The 21,512-nt window shown below is 64.8% G+C and carries 21 protein-coding genes; 12 read left to right on the forward strand and 9 right to left on the reverse strand.

Translation table 11 applies throughout. From position 1 onward, the window contains the following. Positions 1-30 precede the first annotated feature (30 nt). Positions 31-1,131 (reverse strand): aromatic ring-hydroxylating oxygenase subunit alpha, encoded by a 1,101-nt coding sequence (locus tag ACFPOU_RS22685; RefSeq protein ID WP_379726997.1) that lies wholly within the window; start codon positions 1,129-1,131, stop codon positions 31-33. A gap of 364 nt (positions 1,132-1,495) precedes the next feature. On the opposite strand from ACFPOU_RS22685, the gene ACFPOU_RS22690 reads away from it, so the two are divergent. The 4 genes from ACFPOU_RS22690 (at position 1,496) to pepA (ending at position 5,682) form a co-directional block, all read left to right on the forward strand. Then, entirely contained in the window at positions 1,496-1,756 is a 261-nt protein-coding gene (locus ACFPOU_RS22690; protein ID WP_379727000.1) for an exodeoxyribonuclease VII small subunit, read from the forward strand. 8 nt (positions 1,757-1,764) lie between these two features. Beyond that, the gene (locus ACFPOU_RS22695; protein WP_379727003.1) at positions 1,765-2,661 is read left to right on the forward strand and encodes a polyprenyl synthetase family protein; all 897 of its coding nucleotides are present in this window, start codon (positions 1,765-1,767) and stop codon (positions 2,659-2,661) included. After that, the gene (gene dxs / locus ACFPOU_RS22700; protein ID WP_379727006.1) at positions 2,662-4,536 is read left to right on the forward strand and encodes a 1-deoxy-D-xylulose-5-phosphate synthase; all 1,875 of its coding nucleotides are present in this window, start codon (positions 2,662-2,664) and stop codon (positions 4,534-4,536) included. Positions 4,537-4,824: 288 nt separating this feature from the next. Then, a complete protein-coding gene (gene pepA, locus ACFPOU_RS22705) occupies positions 4,825-5,682 on the forward strand; it encodes a flocculation-associated PEP-CTERM protein PepA (RefSeq protein ID WP_379727009.1) in 858 nt (285 codons plus the stop codon). A gap of 130 nt (positions 5,683-5,812) precedes the next feature. On the opposite strand, the gene ACFPOU_RS22710 is transcribed toward pepA, so the two are convergent. From ACFPOU_RS22710 to ACFPOU_RS22720, 3 genes are read right to left on the reverse strand one after another with little or no spacing between them, the layout of a single operon-like run. Next, positions 5,813-6,517 (reverse strand): 2OG-Fe(II) oxygenase, encoded by a 705-nt coding sequence (locus ACFPOU_RS22710; protein ID WP_379727012.1) that lies wholly within the window; start codon positions 6,515-6,517, stop codon positions 5,813-5,815. Beyond that, positions 6,514-7,572 carry a rhomboid family intramembrane serine protease gene (locus ACFPOU_RS22715; RefSeq protein ID WP_379727014.1) on the reverse strand — a complete coding sequence of 353 codons (1,059 nt, stop codon included), beginning with the start codon at positions 7,570-7,572 and terminating at the stop codon, positions 6,514-6,516. The genes ACFPOU_RS22710 and ACFPOU_RS22715 overlap by 4 nt, the downstream gene beginning before the upstream one ends. Positions 7,573-7,581: 9 nt before the next feature. Next, complete coding sequence (locus ACFPOU_RS22720; RefSeq protein WP_379727017.1) at positions 7,582-8,136, reverse strand: cob(I)yrinic acid a,c-diamide adenosyltransferase; 555 nt, start codon at positions 8,134-8,136, stop codon at positions 7,582-7,584. Positions 8,137-8,211: 75 nt separating this feature from the next. On the opposite strand from ACFPOU_RS22720, the gene ACFPOU_RS22725 reads away from it, so the two are divergent. The 6 genes from ACFPOU_RS22725 (at position 8,212) to ACFPOU_RS22750 (ending at position 16,278) form a co-directional block, all read left to right on the forward strand. Then, the gene (locus ACFPOU_RS22725; RefSeq protein ID WP_379727020.1) at positions 8,212-9,705 is read left to right on the forward strand and encodes an FAD-linked oxidase C-terminal domain-containing protein; all 1,494 of its coding nucleotides are present in this window, start codon (positions 8,212-8,214) and stop codon (positions 9,703-9,705) included. 9 nt (positions 9,706-9,714) lie between these two features. Next, complete coding sequence (gene glcE / locus ACFPOU_RS22730; protein WP_379727023.1) at positions 9,715-10,764, forward strand: glycolate oxidase subunit GlcE; 1,050 nt, start codon at positions 9,715-9,717, stop codon at positions 10,762-10,764. A gap of 1 nt (position 10,765) precedes the next feature. Continuing rightward, the gene (gene glcF / locus ACFPOU_RS22735) at positions 10,766-12,007 is read left to right on the forward strand and encodes a glycolate oxidase subunit GlcF (RefSeq protein WP_379727026.1); all 1,242 of its coding nucleotides are present in this window, start codon (positions 10,766-10,768) and stop codon (positions 12,005-12,007) included. Positions 12,008-12,376: 369 nt separating this feature from the next. Beyond that, complete coding sequence (locus ACFPOU_RS22740; RefSeq protein ID WP_379727029.1) at positions 12,377-15,166, forward strand: TonB-dependent receptor plug domain-containing protein; 2,790 nt, start codon at positions 12,377-12,379, stop codon at positions 15,164-15,166. A 199-nt stretch (positions 15,167-15,365) separates the two neighbouring features. Continuing rightward, positions 15,366-15,680, forward strand: coding sequence for a hypothetical protein (locus tag ACFPOU_RS22745; protein ID WP_379727032.1), 315 nt, complete (start codon positions 15,366-15,368; stop codon positions 15,678-15,680). 205 nt (positions 15,681-15,885) lie between these two features. Next, complete coding sequence (locus ACFPOU_RS22750) at positions 15,886-16,278, forward strand: hypothetical protein (protein WP_379727035.1); 393 nt, start codon at positions 15,886-15,888, stop codon at positions 16,276-16,278. A gap of 112 nt (positions 16,279-16,390) precedes the next feature. On the opposite strand, the gene ACFPOU_RS22755 is transcribed toward ACFPOU_RS22750, so the two are convergent. The 3 genes from ACFPOU_RS22755 to ACFPOU_RS22765 are packed head-to-tail and all read right to left on the reverse strand — an operon-like array spanning position 16,391 to position 19,110. Next, a complete protein-coding gene (locus ACFPOU_RS22755) occupies positions 16,391-16,873 on the reverse strand; it encodes a glutathione peroxidase (RefSeq protein ID WP_379727038.1) in 483 nt (160 codons plus the stop codon). Between the two features lie 52 nt (positions 16,874-16,925). Further along, a complete protein-coding gene (locus tag ACFPOU_RS22760) occupies positions 16,926-18,062 on the reverse strand; it encodes a PilT/PilU family type 4a pilus ATPase (RefSeq protein WP_379727041.1) in 1,137 nt (378 codons plus the stop codon). Between the two features lie 4 nt (positions 18,063-18,066). Beyond that, on the reverse strand, positions 18,067-19,110 hold the full coding sequence (locus ACFPOU_RS22765; RefSeq protein ID WP_379727044.1) for a type IV pilus twitching motility protein PilT: 1,044 nt from the start codon (positions 19,108-19,110) through the stop codon (positions 18,067-18,069). A gap of 83 nt (positions 19,111-19,193) precedes the next feature. Here ACFPOU_RS22765 and ACFPOU_RS22770 point away from each other — a divergent pair, with 83 nt between their 5' ends. Then, entirely contained in the window at positions 19,194-19,904 is a 711-nt protein-coding gene (locus tag ACFPOU_RS22770) for a YggS family pyridoxal phosphate-dependent enzyme (protein WP_379727048.1), read from the forward strand. Between the two features lie 31 nt (positions 19,905-19,935). Next, positions 19,936-20,751 carry a pyrroline-5-carboxylate reductase gene (proC, locus tag ACFPOU_RS22775; RefSeq protein ID WP_379727051.1) on the forward strand — a complete coding sequence of 272 codons (816 nt, stop codon included), beginning with the start codon at positions 19,936-19,938 and terminating at the stop codon, positions 20,749-20,751. Positions 20,752-20,811: 60 nt separating this feature from the next. Here the strand turns inward: proC and ACFPOU_RS22780 are convergent, their stop codons facing one another. Both ACFPOU_RS22780 and ACFPOU_RS22785 read right to left on the reverse strand, forming a co-directional pair. Continuing rightward, a complete protein-coding gene (locus ACFPOU_RS22780) occupies positions 20,812-21,141 on the reverse strand; it encodes a YqjK family protein (RefSeq protein WP_379727054.1) in 330 nt (109 codons plus the stop codon). Next, entirely contained in the window at positions 21,131-21,511 is a 381-nt protein-coding gene (locus ACFPOU_RS22785; RefSeq protein WP_379727165.1) for a phage holin family protein, read from the reverse strand. The genes ACFPOU_RS22780 and ACFPOU_RS22785 overlap by 11 nt, the downstream gene beginning before the upstream one ends. Position 21,512: the final 1 nt, after the last annotated feature.

The following is a 21,512-nucleotide window of genomic DNA, read 5'->3' on the forward strand; positions in this document are numbered from 1 at the left end:
CGGCCCGGGGCAGGGCCGCGCACCGGCGGGCTAGAGCGCGATCTTGCTGCGGTACCACTCGTGGAAGTGCTGCATGCCGTCTTCCATCGGCGACTGGTAGGGCCCGACCTCGTTGACGCCGCGCTCGAACAGGATCTTGCGGCCGGCATCCATGCGCTGGGCGATCTCGTCGTCCTCGACACAGGTTTCCATGTAGGCCGCGCGTTCGGCTTCGACCAGTTCGCGCTCGAACAGGGCAATTTCTTCCGGATAGTAGAACTCGACGACGTTGCGCGTCTTTTGCGGCCCGAGCGGCCACAGGGTCGACACGACGAGCACGTTCGGGTACCACTCGACCATGATGTTCGGGTACAGCGTGAGCCAGATGGCGCCCTGCTTGGGCTCCTTGCCGCCGTTGAACTTCAAGACCGCTTCCTGCCACTTTTTATAGGCGGGCGAGCCGGCCTTCTGCAAGCCGCGGTTCACGCCCACGGTCTGCACGCTGTAGTCGCGGCCGAATTCCCAGGTCAGGTCTTCGCAGGACACGAAATTGCCCAGGCCGGGATGGAAGGGCTCGACGTGGTAATCCTCCAGGTAGACTTCGATGAAGGTCTTCCAGTTGTAGTCGACGTCGTGGATCTCGGCGTGGTCGAACAGGTAGCCGGAGAAGTCCAGGTCCTTGGTGACCGACATATGCTTGAGCTTGTCCATCACGTCGTAGCCGTTCTGCTCGAACAGCAGGCCGTTCCAGCTTTGCAGCGCCGTCTTCGACAGGTTCAGGCAGGGCGTCTGCGCGAAATGCGGGGCGCCGATCAGCTCTCCCTTGAGGTCGTAGGTCCAGCGGTGCAGCGGGCAGACAATGGTATTGGCATTGCCGCGGCCATTGAACATGAGCGCCTGGCGGTGACGGCAGACGTTGGACAGCACCTCGATGCCGTTGGCATTGCGCACGAGCATACGGCCCTCGTTTTCCGAAGGCAGGGTCGCGAAATCGCCCGTTTCCGGCACCATCAGCGCATGGCCGACATAGCGCGGGCCCTTGCGGAACAGTTGCTCGATTTCACGCTGCAGCAGCGCGTCGTCAAAATACACATTTACCGGAAGCTGGGCGCAAGAGCGCGCCAGCTTGGCGTGGGTAGCCAGATCGGACATCCCAACCCCCCTTTTATAAAAGCTTCAAGCAAAGAAGAGAAAGAATCCAAAGACCAGTATTTTTAGTTGAGGAAATACGGATTTCGGACAGAACCGGAGATTATAGCGTGGAACGAGCTCAGCCGTCCCCCAGGATCACGGGTCCGTCGCGGGATTGTGGTGCGGAATGGCACAAATCGTGCCGGAATGGCATTGTTTTCATCAGTGTGCAGGTGGCCGTGTTTTACATGAACTTCCCGAGAAGAAGCTCGACATTCGCGCAGACCACCCCAAGGGTGTGGATTGTTTTAAAATACGCGATTGAACTTGCGCGCGTCGCACCCAAGGCGCATGCGCGATCGCCAGCCCAACACAATAAAACACTATGGCAACTATTACTAACGCGGAAACGACGCCGGCCCCGGCTTCTTTCGAAGAGGCCATGGCCGAACTCGCCCAGCTCGTCACGCAGATCGAAGGCGGCCTGTTGCCGCTGGAAGCCTCGGTCGCGGCCTATGCGCGCGGCTCGGAGCTGGTGAAGTATTGCGCGGCCCAGCTCGAGAAAGTCGAAGCCCAGGTCAAGGTGCTCGAAGGCGACATGCTCAAACCGTTCAGCGCCGAGGGCGCAGGCGAAGGTATGCAGTGACCATTCCGATGACGCAGATGCTCCCCTTTGCAGCCTGGATGGGCAGCGTGCAGGCCGAGGTCGAGGACGCGTTGGCCAGCTTACTGCCGGCGCCGCACCTGGTCCCGGCCAAGCTGCACGAGGCGATGCGCTACACCGTGCTGGGCGGCGGCAAGCGCGTGCGTCCGCTATTGGTGTATGCCAGCGGCGCGCTGTTCGATGCCGACCGCGCCGCCATGGCGCGTGCCGCCTGTGCACTGGAAATGATCCACGCCTATTCGCTGGTCCACGACGACATGCCCTGCATGGACGACGACGACCTGCGCCGCGGCAAACCGACCGTGCACGTCGCCTACGACGAAGCGACCGCCTTGCTGGTCGGCGACGCGCTGCAGGCCCAGGCTTTCCAGACACTGGCCGACAGCGATACGCTGGCCCCGGCGCGTCTCGTGCCGATGCTGCGCATGCTGGCGCAGGCGGCCGGTTCGGGCGGCATGTGCGGCGGCCAGGCGATCGACCTCGACAGTGTCGGCATCGCGCTGAACCTGGCGCAGCTCGAGCGCATGCACCAGCTGAAAACCGGCGCGCTACTGCGCGCCGCGGTGCTGCTCGGCGCCATGACCGGCACGGAGCTGACGGATGCGCAGCGCGACGCCCTGGGCGCCTACTCGAGCGCGGTAGGGCTGGCCTTCCAGGTGGTCGACGACATCCTCGACGCGACCGCCGATTCGGCCACGCTCGGCAAGACCGCCGGCAAGGATGCGGCCGGCAACAAGCCGACCTATGTATCGATCCTCGGCCTGGCGGCATCACAAGCATTGGCGCAGCAATTGCGGCGCGACGCGCACGACGCGCTGGCGCCATTCGGAGAACAAGCACTGCGGCTGCGCGAACTCGCGGATCTGATCGTGCAGCGGAAGGCATAAATGAAACTGCTAGAAACCATCAACGACCCGTCTGACCTGCGCCAGCTGTCGCGCGCGCAACTGACGCCCCTGGCCAACGAACTGCGCCAGTTCCTGCTCGACTCGGTCTCGAAGACGGGTGGCCACCTGTCCTCGAACCTGGGCACGGTGGAACTGACGATCGCGCTGCATTATGTGTTCGAGACGCCGCACGACCGCATCGTCTGGGACGTGGGCCACCAGACCTATTCGCACAAGATCCTCACCGGCCGCCGCAACCGCATGGGCACGCTGCGCCAGCTGAACGGCCTGTCGGGCTTCCCGAAGCGCGACGAGAGCGAATACGACACCTTCGGCACGGCGCACTCGTCGACCTCGATCTCGGCCGCGCTCGGCATGGCCGCCGCCTCCAGGATCAAGGGCGAGCACCGCCACGCGATCGCCGTGATCGGCGACGGGTCGATGACGGCCGGCATGGCCTTCGAAGCCTTGAACAATGCCGGCGTCGAGGAAGACTGCAACCTGCTGGTGGTCCTGAACGACAACGACATGTCGATCTCGCCGCCGGTCGGCGCCCTGAACCGCTACCTGGCGCGCTTGATGAGCGGCCAGTTCTACGCCGCCGCCAAGACGGTCGGCAAGAGCGTGCTGCCCGGCCCCTTGCGCGAGCTGGCCAGCCGCCTGGAAGAACACGCGAAGGGCATGGTGGTCCCGGCCACGATGTTCGAGGAATTCGGCTTCAACTACATCGGCCCGATCGACGGCCACGACCTCGATTCGCTGATTCCGACGCTGGAGAACATCAAGAAGCTCAAGGGGCCGCAGTTCCTGCACGTCGTCACGAAGAAGGGGCAGGGCTACAAGCTGGCCGAGGCCGAGCCGATCCTGTACCACGGCACCGGCAAGTTCAATCCGACCGAAGGCATCATCCCGGCGACCAGCCCGAGCAAGATCACCTACACTGAAGTGTTCGGCAACTGGCTGTGCGACATGGCCGCCGCCGACAGCCGCCTGGTCGGCATCACGCCGGCCATGCGCGAGGGCTCGGGCATGGTGCGCTTCCACCAGCAATACCCGGAGCGCTATTTCGACGTCGGCATCGCCGAGCAGCATTCGGTGACCTTCGGCGCTGGACTCGCCACCGAGGGCTTGAAACCGGTCGTGGCGATCTATTCGACCTTCCTGCAGCGCGGCTACGACCAGCTGATCCACGACGTGGCGCTGCAAAACCTGGATGTCACCTTCGCGCTCGACCGCGCCGGCCTGGTCGGCGCCGACGGCGCGACCCACGCCGGCAACTACGACCTGTCCTTCCTGCGCTGCATCCCGAACATGGTGGTGATGGCGGCCTCCGACGAGAACGAGTGCCGCCAGATGCTGACGACGGCCTATCACTATCCGGGGCCGGCCGCGGTGCGCTATCCGCGCGGCGCCGGGGTCGGCGCGGCCATCAAGGAAGAGCTGGTCTCGATCGAGATCGGCAAGGGCGAGATCAAGCGCCAGGGCAAGGACATCGCCATCCTCGCCTTCGGTTCGATGGTGGCCCCGAGCCTGGGCGCGGCGAACGAACTGAACGCGACGGTCGCCAACATGCGCTTCGTGAAACCGCTCGACCTCGCGCTGGTGCAGCGGCTGGCGGCGGAGCACGCCTGCCTGGTCACCGTGGAAGAGGGCGCGACCATGGGCGGCGCCGGTTCGGCCGTGGCCGAGGCGATGGCGGCAGCCGGTATCGTCAAGCCACTCCTGATCCTGGGCTTGCCGGACAAGTTCATCGACCAGGGCGATCCTGCGGCGCTGCTGGCTTCGGTAGGCCTCGATGCCAAGGGGATCGCCGCTGCGATCCGCACGCGCTTCGGTGCAACGGGCGAGCCGCGGCTCGTCGTGAACAATACCTGACGAGGCGTCAGTCTCCCATGAACAACGGCGCTTCGGCGCCGTTGTTCATGGAAAGTTCGGATGCCGCCGCGGTCCAGGCATGGCCGGTCGGGATGATTGATTGCGCACAGGCATTGACTATGTGCGCTGCATAACAAAATATTATCGGGATTCTTTACACTTGAGCTGACTGCTGAGTAAGTTAAATACCTAAGCAATTGATTTTTAATGATATTTTACATCTGGCACGCATATTGCTAACAAGGGGATACCAACGACAATTTGTTCAACCTAATAAAGACCACTATCATGAAATTTCTGAAAAAACTCGCTTGTGCCGCCGCTGTTGCAATGTCCGTCGCAGGTGGCGCAAATGCCGCTACCGTGATGAACAACTGGGTCTTCAACCCGGTCGGCACCGGCTTCAGCGCTGGCCAGACCGTCAACGAATACCTCGACGTCAACGGCAACGCCTTCATCCAGATCAACCCAACCGGTGGCAGCAGCTTCTCGTTCACCGAACACGCTGTGTTCAACATCGTGCAAGCTGACAGCAACGGCGCCCTGTTCCCAGTGAACTACGCCGGCGGCAACATCACCGCGATCTTCGAAGCGACCGGCACCGGTAACTTCAGCGGCGCCTTCACCTTCACCGGCGGCACCATCAAGATGTACCAGAACCCGACCAACGGCCAGTACGGTTCGACCGCCGGCTTCTACGGCGCCAACCTGGGCAACGAGATCGCCGTGTTCAACGTGATGGCTGGCGGTGGCGGCCTGGTCGATGCAAGCGGTTCGCCAACCAACAACGGTCAAGTCAGCGTGTTCGCACAAGCTGATGCCGGCGCCCTGGATGCAGGTTACTTCTTCCGTGAAAACGGCGACGACCTGTCGGCTGAATCGGTGATGGGCTTTGCCTTCACCAACGCCAACACCATCGGCAATCCAACCCGCCGTCTGGTTGACGAAGTCGCTTGCCAATTCGCTGGCTACACCGGCAGCGGTTGCAACGGCACCGACTATGCCAACAACCCAGGCAACTTCTTTGTCTCGAACAACGGTCAGTTCAAGCTGGCTGAAGTGCCAGAGCCAGGTTCGCTGGCCCTGTTCGGTATCGCCATGCTGGGCGCCGGCGTCATGAGCCGCAAGCGCGCCAAGAAGGCCTAAAGTAGCGCCGCAGCGCCGCCTGGTTCAGGCGAGCGCTTGCAGAAAGGCCAGTCAGGAAACTGACTGGCCTTTTCTATTTGGGAAGACTGAACGCGCCGGAATCGCTTGTCTTCGACCTTCGTGCAACCGATCAGCCGGCGGGTTGGCCGAACAATTCCTCGGCGCGCCGGAACAGGATCCAGGAAGTCGCGATCAGCTTGTCGCCGCTGACCGGCACATGCCCCTTGTGGGTGTGGGTGAACCCGGCCGGGGCGATGATCAGGCGGCCCTTTTTCGCCGCCACCTTGCGCTCCTGGTAGAGGAACTCGGTCTCGCCGCCCTCGGTCACATCGTTCAGGTAGAACTGGAACAGCAGCACCCGGTGCAGGGTCTCGCAACTGGCGTTCTGCGGGTAGATCTCGGAATGCCAGTGGTGGTAGCCGCCCGTGCCTTGCAGGTATTTCTGCAGGTTGAGCGGGCCGCAGCGGTACATCGACTGCAAGAGCGCTGCAAGGTGCGGCCTGCCGCATTCGTCGAAGTTGGCCAGCGACAGCGCGACCGGCTGGCCGGTCCGGGGATGGGCGACCATCGGCGCCAGTGCGCCCAGCACCAGCGCCCGGTAGCGGTCGATATAGGCGGCAAGGTGGTGCGCCACCGCCGTCATCATCAGGTTGCCGACGTCGTGCCATTCCTGGTGCGGGCCGATGGTGAGGTCCCAGCTGTCCTTCTTGCTGGTGTCGACGCCGTTGCCGGTGCGCCCGCGCACGACCTTGTCGCTGGCCTCGAAACGGGCGGCGATGGCGCCGCACTGGGCCGCGCTCAAGGCGTCGTCGTAGATGCCGATGAAATCGTTCACGCCCGTCTGCCCTCCCTGCCTGCCTGCGGCGGCAGGTGAATCGAACGCGCCAGCAGGTGTCCGGCCAGCCAGCCGCCGGCCAGGCCGCCGAGATGGGCCGCGTTGTCGGTATGCGGATACACGAAACCCATCCACAGGCTAAAGAGCAGGAATGGAATCAGCGAGGAACGCAGCTCGGAGACGACGGTCGGCGGCACGCCGCTGTTGCTGCGCCCGAGGAAGGCCAGCAGGCCGCCGATGATGCCGAAGATCGCGCCCGAGGCGCCGACGCTGTTGACCTGCGGATTCCACAGCACGCTGGCGATGCTGCCCGCGACGCCGGCCAGCATGTACAGGGCGGCGAAGCGCGTGCTGCCGAAGATGCGTTCGGCGAGCCGGCCGACCTGCCACAGCGCCAGCATGTTGAACAGCAGGTGCCACAGGCTGCCGTGCAGGAACATCGAGCTGACCAGGCGCCACCATTGGCCGCCGCGCGTCAGGCGCCCGAGGTTCGAGCCCCAGTCGACCAGCTGGAAGGCGTGCAGGGCGGCGCCGGCATTGGGCTGCAGCGCGAACAGCTCGCGCAGCGGCCCCGCCAGTTCGGCCTGGTACTTCTGGCGCGCCAGCCACATCAGCACGAAAATGCCGATGTTCGCCGTCAGCAGGCCCCAGATCAGCGGCGTCGACGGACTCCAGTAATCGATGCGGTCGTGGAAGACTTCGTTCTCTTCGTGCTCGCGCACGAAAGCCTCGGTCTGGCGCCCGGGCAGCAGGTCGACGATGCGCGCGGCGGTGGCCCGGTCGGCTGCCGAGAAGCCGATCGTCAGGGTGCCCTTCACGCCGATCAGGTCGAACCAGACGTCCTCGGCGTTGGCATAGGCGTTGACGATGTCGACCTTGCGCAGCTTGTGTTCCTCGCGCCGCGGCAGCCGAAACGCGCGCCGGACGACGCCGCGCAGGAACACGAAATCGGCTTCGATCTCGCAACTGCCCTCGCCACGAAAGCGGAACGGGTTGCTTGGCCACTTGCCGCCGGCCGTATAGAAACGGACCTCGAATACGGTACTGCTCGCCATCGGCACGTCCTAGCCGCGCTGGCGCTCGTGGTTCCAGAGCACGTCGCTGCCGCCGGCAAAGCGGTTGAGCACGCGCGCCAGCACGAACATCAGGTCCGACAGGCGGTTCACGTACTGGCGCGGCTGCGGGTTGATGCCGTCCTCTTTCGACAGTGCGACGATGGCGCGCTCGGCGCGGCGGCAGACGGTCCGGCACACATGGGCGGTGGCGGCCGCGCGCGAACCGGCCGGCAGGATGAATTCCTTGAGCACGGGCAGGCCGGCATTGTATTTTCCGAGCAAGCCGTCGAGGCGCGCGACATGCTCGTCCTTGATCATCCGGTAGCCCGGAATGCACAGTTCGCCGCCGAGGTCGAACAGGTCGTGCTGGATCGAGACCAATTCCTCGCGCAGGTCGGGTGGCATGTCTTCGCACAGCAACAGGCCCACGAAAGAATTGAGCTCGTCGACTTCGCCGAGGGCGTCGATACGGGCGCTGTCCTTGCCGGTACGGCTGCCGTCGCCAAGGCCGGTCGTGCCGTCGTCGCCGGTGCGTGTGGCAATTTTGGAAAGTCGATTACCCATGATAATGTCCTGCCCCGAAAAAAAGATAGCCCGAGCATACGACAAAACAATGTGATTGTGCTTACAATCGACGTTATGTCCGCCTCTCTCCCCACTCCCCTCAGCGCCCCGGTCGAACGCCGCCGGCAGGTAGCCGACGCCCTGCGCGCGAAACTGCCTGCTGGCGCCGTCCTGTCCGACCCCGAAGACACGCGCCCCTACGAATGCGACGGCCTGGCCGCCTACCGCCAATTGCCGATGATCGTCACCCTGCCGACGGACGAACAGCAGGTGCTGGCGATCCTGAACGTCTGCCGCGAGCTGGGCGTGCCGATCGTGCCGCGTGGCGCCGGCACCGGCCTGTCGGGCGGGGCGCTGCCGATCCATGACGGCGTCGTGCTGTCGACCGCGCGCCTGAACCGCATCGTGCGGCTCGACGATTACGCGCGCACGGCGGTCGTGCAGCCGGGCGTGCGCAATCTCGCCATTTCCGAGGCCGCGGCCCCGTACGGCCTGTACTACGCGCCGGACCCGTCCTCGCAGATCGCCTGCACCATCGGCGGCAACGTGGCCGAGAACTCAGGCGGCGTGCACTGCCTGAAGTACGGCCTCACCGTGCACAACGTGCTGCGCGTGCGCGTGGCCACCATCGACGGCGAGATCATCGAGCTGGGCAGCGAGGCGCTCGACGCGCCGGGCCTCGATTTGCTGGCCGTCTTCATCGGCTCCGAAGGCATGCTCGGCATCGTGACCGAGGTGACCGTCAAACTGGTGCCCAAACCCGCGGCGGCCCAGGTGATCATGGCGTCCTTCGACGACGTCGTCACCGGCGGCAATGCCGTGGCCAGCGTGATCGCCGCCGGCATCATTCCCGCGGGCCTGGAGATGATGGACCGCACCTCGGCGCGCATGGTCGAGCCCTTCGTCCACGCCGGTTACGACACCGACGCCGCCGCCATCCTGCTGTGCGAAGCCGACGGCACGCCGCTGGAAGTGGCCGAAGAGATCGAGCGCATGACGCAAGTGCTGGAAGCGGCCGGCGCCAGCGCGATCGCGGTCTCGCAATCCGAACTCGAGCGCATGAAATTCTGGTCGGGGCGCAAGAACGCCTTCCCGGCGGCGGGGCGCATCTCGCCCGACTACTACTGCATGGACGGCACCATCCCGCGCAAGAACCTGGCGCAGGTGCTGACCGGCATCGAACAGATGGAAACGACCTACGGCCTGCGCTGCGCCAACGTGTTCCACGCCGGCGACGGCAACCTGCATCCGCTGATTCTGTTCGATGCGAACCAGCCGGGCGAATTCGACCGCGCCGAAGCCTTCGGCGCGGCCATCCTGGCGCTGTGCGTGGAAGTGGGCGGGACCATTACCGGCGAGCATGGGGTGGGCATGGAAAAGATCAATTCGATGTGCGTGCAGTTCGCGCGTCCCGAACTCGACATGTTCTTCGCCGTCAAGCGCGCCTTCGACGTGCACATGCTGCTCAATCCGGACAAGGCGATCCCGACCCCGCACCGCTGCGCCGAATTCGGCAAGCTGCACGTGCACCACGGCGAGGTGCCGTTCCCGGATCTTCCGCGCTTCTAGAAAGAGAACATGCAGTCAATCGAACAATTCAGGGAGCAGGTGCGCCAGGCCGGCGCAGCCAGGGCGCCGCTGCGCATTCGCGGCGGCGGCACCAAGGACTGGTATGGCGGCCCCTTGCAGGGCGCGATCCTCGACACGCGCGCGCATCGCGGCGTGGTCGACTACGAGCCGACCGAACTGGTGATCACGGCGCGCTGCGGCACGCCGCTGGCCGAGATCGAGGCGGTGCTGGCCGCGCAGCACCAGATGCTGGCCTTCGAGCCGCCGCATTTCGGCGACGGCGCCACCCTCGGCGGCGCGGTGGCCGCCGGCCTGTCCGGTCCGCGCCGCGCCAGCAGCGGCGCCGTGCGCGATTTCGTGCTCGGCGCGACCATCATGGACGGGCAGGGCGAGGTGCTCAAGTTCGGCGGCCAGGTCATGAAGAACGTGGCCGGCTACGACGTCTCGCGCCTGATGGCCGGCTCGATGGGCACGCTTGGGCTGATGCTCGAGCTTTCCGTCAAGGTGCTGCCGCGCGCGGTGGCCGAGACGACGCTGCGCTTCGAGACGGGCGAGATCGACGCGATCCGCATGCTCAACGTGTGGGGTGGCCAGCCCCTGCCGATCTCGGGCAGCTGCTGGCACGACGGCGTCCTGGCGCTGCGCCTGTCCGGCGCGCGGGCGGCGGTCGACGCGGCGGTGCGCTCGCTGGGCGGACAGGTGATGGCGGACTGCGCCGGCTTCTGGGCCGACCTGCGCGAACAGCGTCATCCCTTCTTCGACGGCGACGCGCCCCTGTGGCGCCTGTCGGTGCCGCCGACGACCGGCGCCATCGTGGCCGGCGGCGCGCAGCTGATCGAGTGGGGCGGGGCGCTGCGCTGGCTGCGCGCGCCCGCGAGCGAGGCGGATAATATCCGCCGTACCGTGCGCGCCGCCGGCGGCCATGCGACCCTGTTCCGTGGCGGCGACAAGGCCGCCGGCGTGTTCCAGCCGCTGGCGCCGGCCGTGGCACGCATTCACGAACGCCTGAAGACGGCGTTCGACCCTTCCCACATTTTCAATCCCGGACGGATGTTCTAGCATGCAAACCAACCTGGCCGACTTCATCAAGGGCACCGCCGACGGCAACGAGGCCGAAGCGATCCTGCGCGCCTGCGTGCACTGCGGCTTCTGTACCGCGACCTGCCCGACCTACCAGCTGCTGGGCGACGAGCTCGATGGCCCGCGCGGGCGCATCTACCTGATCAAGCAGGTGCTCGAGGGCGCCGAACCGACGCGCAAGACGCAGCTGCACCTGGACCGCTGCCTGACCTGCCGCAACTGCGAGTCGACCTGTCCGTCCGGCGTGAAGTACGGACGCCTGGTCGACATCGGCCGCCGCGTGGTCGACGAGCGCGTGCCGCGCCCGGCGGCGGACCGCGTGAAGCGCACGATGCTCAAGGAATTCCTGCCCAGAACGGGCCTGTTCAAGCCGGCCTATGGCCTGGGTACCGCGCTGCGCCCGTTCATGTCGAAGGCGCTGCAGCACAAGCTGCAGCGTCCGCGCCGCGCCGGCCACTGGCCGACGCGCGTCCATGCGCGCAAGATGCTGGTGCTCGACGGCTGCGTGCAGCCGGCGATGGCGCCGAACATCAACGCGGCCACCGCGCGCGTGCTCGACGCATTCGGCGTGCAGCTGGTGATGGCGCCCAAGGCCGGCTGCTGCGGCGCCGTGCGCTATCACCTGAACGACCAGGACGGCGGCCTGGAAGACATGCGCCGCAACATCGACGCCTGGTGGCCGTATGTCGAACAGGAGCAGGTCGAGGCGATCTTGATGACGGCCTCGGGCTGCGGCGTGACGGTCAAGGAATACGGCCACCTGCTGGCGCACGACCCGGACTACGCCGCCAAGGCCGGCCGTATCTCGATGCTCACGCGCGACCTGGCGGAAATCATGCCGGAATTCGAAGAGCAGCTGGCCAGCCGCTTGCGCGGCAAGATCGGCAAGCGCATCGCCTTCCATCCGCCGTGCACGCTACAGCACGGCCAGCAAATCCGCGGCAAGGTCGAGGGCGTTTTGCGCGCCGCCGGGGTCGACGTCGTGCTCTGCGCCGACAGCCATTTGTGCTGCGGCTCGGCCGGCACCTATTCGGTGCTGCATCCCGAGATCGCGCACGAACTGCGCGACCGCAAGCTGGCCAACCTGGAAGCGACCGGCGCCCAGGAAATCGTGTCGGCCAATATCGGCTGCATGACCCATTTGCAGTCGGGCACCGGGACCCCCGTCACCCACTGGATCGAGCTCGTCGACCGGGCGCTGGAAACCGGGACAGCTGGCTGACCGGACGCGTCGTCCAGCGCGCGCCGGCGCCGCCGCCGCATGGCGCGCATTCTATTTTTCTCCCCAATATAGAGTATTCATCCCCTGCTAATCCCGCCGGTTCACGCTGGCGGGTGCTTAGCTATTACTTTCAGGAAATATATTTCTACTGATCCTTGCTATCCGCTTTTAGATGAAAACTCACGGAATGTATCCAATAAGCGACGGATGTCACAGTTTTTAACAAGCTGGTCGGGAATTTGGGATATCAACTTTGCTACGGATCAATGTTATGTAAGAGTATTTATTACTGTCATCATTTGTAGCAGAAGTTTGTCACAGGTTGATGACAGCCTGTAGTCAAAATAAATTCACCATTCAGGAGTCGTTGTGAAGCACAAGAGTACTTTGAATAAAAGCGCCATCGCACTCGCGGTAACGTTGGCCTACCCGGCCTTCGCCCTGGCGCAACAGCCGATCGATCCGGCTGTCAAGATGCAGCGCGTGGAAGTCACCGGTTCGAGCATCAAGCGTACCCAGGCCGAAGCCGCAGGCTCGGTCCAGATCCTTACCCGCGATGACATCGAACGTACCGGCGAAACGACGGCTCTCGGCATCCTTACCAGCGCCGCGGCAATCACCACCGACCTGAATTCGGCGTCGAGCAGCGCGGGCAGTTTCGCCACCGGTGCCTCCGGCGTCAGCATGCGCGGCCTGTCCAAAGTGTCGACCCTGATTCTGGTCAACGGCCGCCGTATTGCGCCCTACGGCCTGTCCGATGGCGCCCAGGAAAACTTCACCAACCTCGACGCCATCGCCAGCGACGCGATCGAGCGCATCGAAGTGTTGAAAGACGGCGCCTCCGCCATCTACGGTTCCGACGCGGTGGCCGGCGTGGTCAACATCATCCTGCGCAAGAACTACCAGGGCGCGAAGATCCGTACCCACTATGCGCAGTCGCAGCATTTCAAGGAACAACGCAACGGCAGCGTCGCGGCCATCGTCGGCTACGGCGATATCGAAGCGCAGGGTTTCAATACCTACCTGAGCGCCGAAGCCTACCGGCGCGACGGCTACTCGCAGGGCGAATTGGCCCGCCATTATCCATTCTGGCATCGCCTCACCCCGGGCCGTTCGACCTGGGATGCCAAGAGCCAGTATTCGCCGACCGGCAACTATTTCCGCAGCTCGACCAACATCGTCGCCGCGCCGGGCTGCCCGGCTGGCGATATCGACCCGATCGACAAGCTGTGCAAATACGATATCCTGCCCTTGACTGGCCTGACCACCGACAACAAGCGTCATGCGATCGCCAGCGTCACCAATTTCAAGATCGGCAAGTCGATCGATGCGACTTTCGAGATCACCCATGCGGGCGCGGAAAGCGACTACATCGTGGCACCGTTCGCCCTGCAGCCGACCACCACATCGAGCACCTGGTATGACGTCTACGGCGGCAAGATGGTGGGTCCGTTCTTCTATCCGAAACTGCCGGTTGGCCATCCGAACAACCCATACAGCACGCCGACCGAATTCCGTACGCGCCTGATGGACACGGGAAACGGCTTTAACTTCAACCGCACCGAGTCGGACCAGCAGCGGGTCATGCTCGCCCTGACCGGCACGGTTGCAGGCTACGACTGGCGGTCGGCCGCCGGCTGGATGCGCTCGTCGGCGACGAAAGCGACCCGCAACCCTGCCGCCAAGGGCTACACCGATGCAATCGTCAACGCCACCTACAAGTTCGGCCAGCAAAACAGCTATGCGCTGCTCGACTCGATGTTCCCGGTCCGTACCACCGAAGGCGAATCGGACATCAAGTTCTTCGACGCCACGATCTCCGGTACTGTCATGCAATTGCCGGCTGGTCCCGTGAACGTCGCCGTCGGTACTGACATCCGCAGCAATGGTTACCGGATGAAGAGCTCGGACAACGTCCTGCGCGGCGAACTTGTCGGCGTGTTCGGTCTGCAGGTGGACGACCGCGTCAACCAGTATGCCGTCTTTACGGAAGCGAGTGTTCCTGTGGTGAAGAACGTCGAGCTGAGCGCCGCTCTGCGTGCCGACAAGACCACGGGCTTCGAGGCGCATTTGTCGCCGAAACTGGGCCTGCGCTGGAATGCCACCGATCGTCTGCTGTTGCGCGCTACCGCATCGGGCGGCTTCCGGGCCCCGAACATTGTCGAGTCCGGTAACGGCCTGGGCCGCAGCTCGGTTGCCACCTCGATCAACGACCCGCGTCGCTGCCCGACCGCAAATATCCTGAACGCGCTGGTGCAGGATGCCAAGAACGCCACGCCCGCCGACAAGTCCCAGGCCAACATCTTCCGCAACAGCGAATGCCTGGCCAACCTGCCAAGCTTCGTGTCGTCGAACCCCGACCTGAAGCCGGAAACCTCGCGTTCGTTCACCAGCGGCTTCGTCTTCGAGCCGGTGAAGAACTGGACGATGGCGATGGACTACTACTTCATCGAGCGCCGCAAGGAAATCGGCTCGCGCTCCGTGAACGATATCCTGAAAGGCGAAGCAGCACTGCCTGCCGGCCAGCTGATCCGTACCGACAACACCGCGTCGGACAACGATTTCCTGGCACTGGTGCGCAAGTATGCGCCGAACAACACCGTCAATTACGGTGGCGTGGGCAAGCTGGGCCTGGTGTACAACCCGTACGTCAACAGCGGCCAAACCCGCGTGATGGGTCTGGACTTCGACACCACCGGCCGCCTGAAGGCAGGCGGCTACGACGTGCGCATCAAACTCGATGGCACCTATGTCCTGAAATACCAGGAATACAGCGTCGCCAACGACGCCTATGGCCCGAACCAGGCCGGCACCTGGGACTTCGGCCCGCGCATGCGTGCCAAGCTCAGCACGTACGCCAAGAAAGGCAATTTCGATCATGGCGTCACCGTCAACTGGGCCAGCGGCTACAGCAACAACAGCATTTCGTCGCCAACCTACTGCGTGACGCAGAAGGTCGCCGCCGAATTCCTTGACACCTGCGGCCACGTCGGCAGCAACACGACGGTCGACTACAGCCTGTCGTACACGGGCATCGATCGCGTGAAGCTGAGCCTGTACGTCGACAACGTCTTCCACCAGGAAGCACCGGTCCAGTGGCGCGACGGCTTCAGCCCGCAATTCCGCCGTTTCGGCGCTGCCGCCAGCTATACATTCTAAGCGCAACGGGTAATGTCATCGATGCCGTTCAGTCTAGACTGAACGGCATTTTCATTTTGTCGCCGTCCGTAGCGGCATGGGGCTCGCCCGCGGCGCCGCTTCCCTGCCGCACCTGTTGCGCCCACGGAGCAGGCGCCCCGGCGCGCCTCGTGGCGCCGTGCTAGCATGCCGTCCCATCCATGATCGAGAAGAGCACGCCATGAGTTCAGTCTTTCGCCTCGTGCGCGACGAGGGAGGCGCCGTCCCCGTCGTCGTCTTCGAGGACTCCACCACGCCCGGCTTCGTCCCCTTGTGGGAAGAGGTCGGCGTCTATGACGCCCTCTACAACAGCGACGGCCGGCGCGCGCGCGACGTTTCGCGCACGCTGGCCTATGGCCTGGACCGCGTGATGAGCGAGCCGGGACTGAACCGGCTGGTGCCGGCGTCGGCCTCCATGGGGGAGGCGCTTCGCTTCCTCGAGAATGTCAATCGCGGCTGCGTCATCCACGGCTCGGCCGAGATCCAGACGCGCTGACCGCTGTCCCGGGCAACACCGGCGCGGCGTATTCGGCCGCGACCCTGCGCAAGATTCAAGGGTTGGAGCCTCATACTCAGGTGTAAGCAAATGCCACGGATGTAAGTGATTGTTAAACTCGTCAACAGCCTTGGCTGGCCGCCCGTTGATAGCCCAGTGACATGCGAGACGTGCACTGACAAACAACCAACCGAGGAGCTGCACCATGAAAAAAATTACCGCCACCCTGATCGCCGGCCTGTTCGCTACCGCTGCCTTCGCACAAACCCCCGCCACGCCGGCCACGTCCGCGACGGCGACTGTGACTGCGGCCACGCCAGCCACCCCGGCGGCGCAAGCGAGCGTGGAGGCCAAGGACACCAAGGGCGCTGCCTTCGTCGATAACAAGGAGTTGAAGGCCGACGCGCAGACCGACGGCAAATTGGTGAAAAAGATCAGCAAGGCCGATGCCAAGGCGGCGGTCAAGGCCGACAAGGAAGCCAAGGCGGCAGTGAAGGTCGACAAGGAAGCCAAGGCGGCCGTCAAGGCGGACACGAAGGCCGAAGTGCAGGCCGATACCCACGGCGCGCATGTCGCCGGGACCGCCAAGACCAAGTAAGATCGTTCAGGTCGAGAAGAAACCCGCGTGGATCGCGGGTTTTTTTTCGGATGAACATTTGCGTATTGGAATGTTCGTCAGCCGCTTGCCTGGGAATCGCACAGCGAACGGGTCACCTCGGGAGCAGTGCCTCGATGTCGCCTGCAATCTTCTCCGGCTTCGTCCGCGGCCCATAGCGCTTGACGACCGCGCCGTCGCGCCCGACGAGGAACTTGGTGAAATTCCACTTGATGAGTTTCGTCCCCAGCACGCCCGGTGCGGCGTGCTTCAGATACCGGAACAGGGGATGGGCGCCGGCGCCGTTGACGTCGACCTTGGCGAACAGCGGGAAGGTGACGCCGTAGTTCTCTTCGCAGAAAGCGCCGATCTCGGCCTCGCCGCCCGGCTCCTGGTGGCCGAACTGGTTGCACGGAAAGCCCAGCACCGCGAGCCCGCGCGCGTGGAACCGGCGGTAGACCGCTTCGAGCCCCTTGTATTGGGGCGTGAAGCCGCAGGCGCTGGCGGTATTGACGATCAGGAGCACCTGGCCGCGGTAGCGCGCCAGGTCGATGGAGGGGCCGGCTAGGCTGGCGGCCTGGAAGTCGAATATGTTCATGCCGCAATGATACCAAAAAAGCAAGTATCACCCCCGCGCGCCAGCTAGCCGCTCATACCAGCCCCAGGTGCTCGGTCCCGTTCGAGAAATCGCGGTCCTTCGCGTTCTTGCTGTTTAACTTGATGTTCAGGCGCAGGTCGTTGACCGAGTCGGCGTTGCGCAGCGCATCCTCGTAGGAGATGCGTTCGGCTTCGTGCAGGTCGAACAGGGCCTGGTCGAAGGTCTGCATGCCCAGCTCGCGCGACTTTTTCATGATCTCCTTGATCTCGTGGACTTCGCCCTTGAAGATCAGGTCGGAAATGAGCGGCGAATTGAGCATGATTTCCATCGCCACCACGCGGCCCTTGTCTTCCTTCTTCGGGATCAGGCGCTGCGAGACCAGGCCGCGCAAATTCAGCGACAAGTCCATCAGCAGCTGCTGGCGGCGCTCTTCCGGGAAGAAGTTGATGATGCGGTCGAGCGCCTGGTTGGCGCTGTTGGCGTGCAGCGTGGCCAGGCACAGGTGGCCGGTCTCGGCGAACGCGATCGCGTGCTCCATCGTCTCGCGGTCGCGGATTTCGCCGATCTGGATCACGTCCGGCGCCTGGCGCAGGGAGTTCTTCAGGGCTGCCTCGAAGCTGTCGGTGTCGACGCCCACTTCGCGCTGCGTGATGACGCAGTTGCGGTGCGGGTGGACGAATTCGACCGGGTCCTCGATGGTGATGATGTGGCCGTAGCTGTTCTCGTTGCGGTAGCCGACCATGGCGGCCAGCGTCGTCGATTTGCCCGAGCCGGTGGCGCCGACCATGATCACGAGGCCGCGCTTGGACATGACGACGTCCTTGAGCACGGGGGGCAGGGCCAGGTCTTCGAATTTCGGGATCTGGGTGGTGATCGTGCGCAGCACCATGCCGACGCTGCTCATCTGGACGAAGGCCGACACGCGGAAGCGTCCCAGGTCGCCCGGGCTGATCGCGAAGTTCGCTTCCTTGGTCAGCTCGAAGCCGGCGGTCTGTTTGTCGTTCATGATCGAACGCGCCAGGTCGGACGTGTGCGCCGCCGTCAGGGGCTGGCTCGAGACCGGCGTCATCTTGCCGTCGATCTTGATCGCCGGCGGGAAGCCGGCGGTAATGAAAAGGTCCGAGCCGCCCTTGTTGACCATCAGGCGCAGCAGGTCGAACATGAATTTTGAAGCCTGGTCGCGTTCCATCGTCTCAGCCCGGGAAGTTTTCTGGAATCTTGGCGGCCGAGCGGGCGGCGGCGCTCGAGATCACGTTGCGGCGCACCAGGTCGGTCAGGTTCTGGTCCAGCGTCTGCATGCCGACATTGCTGCCGGTCTGGATCGACGAATACATCTGGGCGATCTTCGCTTCGCGGATCAGGTTGCGGATGGCCGGCGTGCCGAGCATGATCTCGTGCGCGGCCACGCGTCCGGAGCCGTCCTTGGTTTTCAGGAGGGTCTGCGAGATGACCGCCTGCAGCGACTCCGACAGCATCGCGCGCACCATCTCCTTTTCCTCGGCCGGAAAGACGTCGACGATACGGTCGATGGTCTTGGCGGCCGACGAGGTGTGCAGGGTGCCGAACACGAGGTGGCCGGTTTCGGCGGCCGACAAGGCGAGACGGATTGTCTCGAGGTCGCGCAACTCGCCGACCAGGATCGCGTCCGGGTCCTCGCGCAGCGCCGAGCGCAGCGAATTGCTGAACGAGAGGGTGTGCGGGCCGACTTCGCGCTGGTTGATCAGGCATTTCTTGGAATCGTGGACGAATTCGATCGGGTCCTCGATCGTCAGGATGTGCCCGTACTCGGTTTCGTTCAGGTGGTTGATCATCGCTGCCAGGGTCGTCGACTTGCCCGAGCCGGTCGGGCCGGTGACCAGCACCAGGCCGCGCGGACGCAGGGCCAGTTCGCCGAAGATCTTCGGGGCGTTCAGTTCTTCCAGCGACAGGATCTTCGAGGGAATCGTGCGCAGCACGGCGGCGGCGCCGCGTTCCTGGTTGAAGGCGTTGACGCGGAAACGCGCCAGGCCCGGAATGGCGAACGAGAAGTCGCATTCGAGCATCTCTTCGTATTGCTTGCGCTGGCCGTCGTTCATGATGTCATAGATCATCCCGTGCACGTCCTTGTGCTCCAGCGGCGGCAAGTTGATCCGGCGTACGTCGCCATGCACGCGGATCATCGGCGGCAGGCCGGCCGACAGGTGCAGGTCGGAAGCCTTGTTCTTCACCGAGAAGGCGAGTAATTCTGAGATGTCCATTTATAATCCCTGTGCCGTGAAGGGCGCCGGCGTGCGCCTCGAATACGTGGCATCGTCCCGAATATTGCCCATAGAAAACGATTATGTCCACAATCGCTGCCAACTTGCAAGCTGTCGAAGCGACAATCGCCGCCGCCGCACAAGCCGCCGGCAGGCGCCGTTCAAGCATCCAGTTGCTCGCCGTATCGAAGACGTTCCCGATGGAACACGTACTCGAGGCGATTGCCGCCGGCCAGCGCGCCTTCGGTGAAAATTACCTGCAAGAAGCCGTCGAAAAGATCGCGGCCGTGGCGCGCGCGCAACCCGCGCAGGCGGGTGAGGGCATCGAGTGGCATTTCATCGGCCCGATCCAGAGCAACAAGACGCGGCCGATTGCCCTCAATTTCGCCTGGGTCCACACGGTCGAGCGCCTGAAGATCGCCCAGCGCCTGTCCGAGCAGCGCCCGCCCGAACTCGGCCCCCTGAACGTCTGCCTGCAAGTGAACATCAGCGGCGAAGCGACCAAGAGCGGCGCCATGCCGCACGAACTGCCGGAGCTGGCGCGCCAGGTCGCGGCCTTGCCCAACCTGCGCTTGCGCGGGCTGATGGCCATACCCGAAGCCCAGACCGACCCGCAGCGCCAGCGCGCCGCCTTTGCGCGCCTGCGCGTACTGGCCGACAAGCTGCGCGGCAACGGCCTCGCGATCGACACGCTGTCGATGGGGATGTCGGGCGACATGGCAGCCGCGATAGCGGAAGGCGCGACCATCGTGCGCGTGGGCAGTGCGATTTTCGGTGCGCGGCAATACGACTAAGAACAGGTTCCAAGGACGACTGGGGAAGACTATGAAGATTGCGTTTATCGGCGGCGGCAACATGGCGACGGCGCTCATTGCCGGGATGGCCAAGGACGCTGGAGCGGGCGTGCAGGTGCATGTGGTGGACCGCGATCCGCAAGCGCTGGCGCGGCTGGCGGCGCAGTACGGCGCGCGCACGGCCGGCGCCATCGACGCCGCGGTGGCCGACGCCGGCGTCATCGTGCTGGCGGTAAAACCGCAGCAGATGCGCGAGGTGGCGCTCGAACTGGCGCCGCATTTGGATGGCGGGCCGCTGGTGCTGTCGATCGCGGCGGGCATCCGTGGCGCGGATCTGTCGCGCTGGCTGGGCGGCTACGGCGCCATCGTGCGCGCCATGCCCAACACGCCGGCGCTGATCGGCATGGGCATGACCGGACTGGTGGCCTTGAAAGGCGTGAGCGCCGCGCAGCGCGCCGCCGCCGACGGCGTGCTGCGCGCGGTCGGGCAGACCGTGTGGCTGGACGACGAAGCCCTGATCGATCCGGTGACGGCGGTGTCGGGCAGCGGGCCGGCCTACGTGTTTTATTTTCTGGAAGCGATGCAGGCGGCGGCGCTGGAGATGGGCCTTAGTGCGCAGCAGGGCAGGGAGCTGGCGCTGGCAACCTTTGCCGGGGCCACGCAACTGGCCGCGCAGTCGGATGAACCGCTGGAAGTGCTGCGCCGGCGCGTGACCTCGACAGGCGGGACGACCCATGCGGCCATCGCCAGCATGGAAGCGGCGGGCGTGAAGGCGGCGATCGTGGAAGCGATGAAAGCCGCCGCCGCGCGCGGGCGCGCGCTGGGCGACGAACTGGGGGCCGATTGAGCGCAGCGGGTGGGCACTGCGTGCCTGCCCGCTGCGTACGCCCAGCCGGCCCGCGGCCGTCTAATCGAGCTGGCCGCCCAGCCGCGCACGCAGCAGCGGCAAGACCCGCTGCACCGCCGGCAAGGCCGCCTGCGCCATCTTCCACAGCGACGTCCCGGCCGCGACGGCGCCCAGCACCGGCTTCGGCCGCGCCAGCAGCACGCCGAGCAGCACGCCGGCACCGGCCAGCAGGGACTTCTTGTGCTGGCCGATGAACCCCGCCGCGCCGCCGATCCGTTCGACCGGCGCCTTGAGCAGGTTCAGGTGGTCCGCCATGTCGCCGCGCTGGCGCGCGCATTCGGCAATCAGGCGCGCGCGGCGCAGCGCCAACGGGGTGCCGTCATCCTTCATGCCGTGCTCCCTTGCCCTGGATAAAGGCGATGTCCTTGCCCAGTTCGGCGCGGGTGGCGGCCAGCATCGGGGCGCGTGCCGCGAAGCCGGCGCGTACCCTGGCCAGGATCAGCACGGCGGCCAGCGCGAACAGGCCGGCCATGGTGCCGATGGCAAGCAAGCGGTGTTCGTCCCAGAACAGCGCGATCACGAACAGCGCGGCCAGCAGGAGCGCGCCGGCGCCGAGGAAGACCGCCAGCAGCGTCCAGGCCAGGTAGCCCAGCAGCGACTGCGTTTCCTCGCGCACTTCGACCGCCGCCAGTTCCAGGCGCGTGCGCGCCATGCCGGCCAGGGTCGTGCCGATGCGGCCGACCGTTTCGGTAAAGACCATC

Origin of the sequence: Massilia jejuensis (assembly GCF_042656795.1) — a bacterium.
Lineage (GTDB): Bacteria > Pseudomonadota > Gammaproteobacteria > Burkholderiales > Burkholderiaceae_D > Telluria > Telluria jejuensis.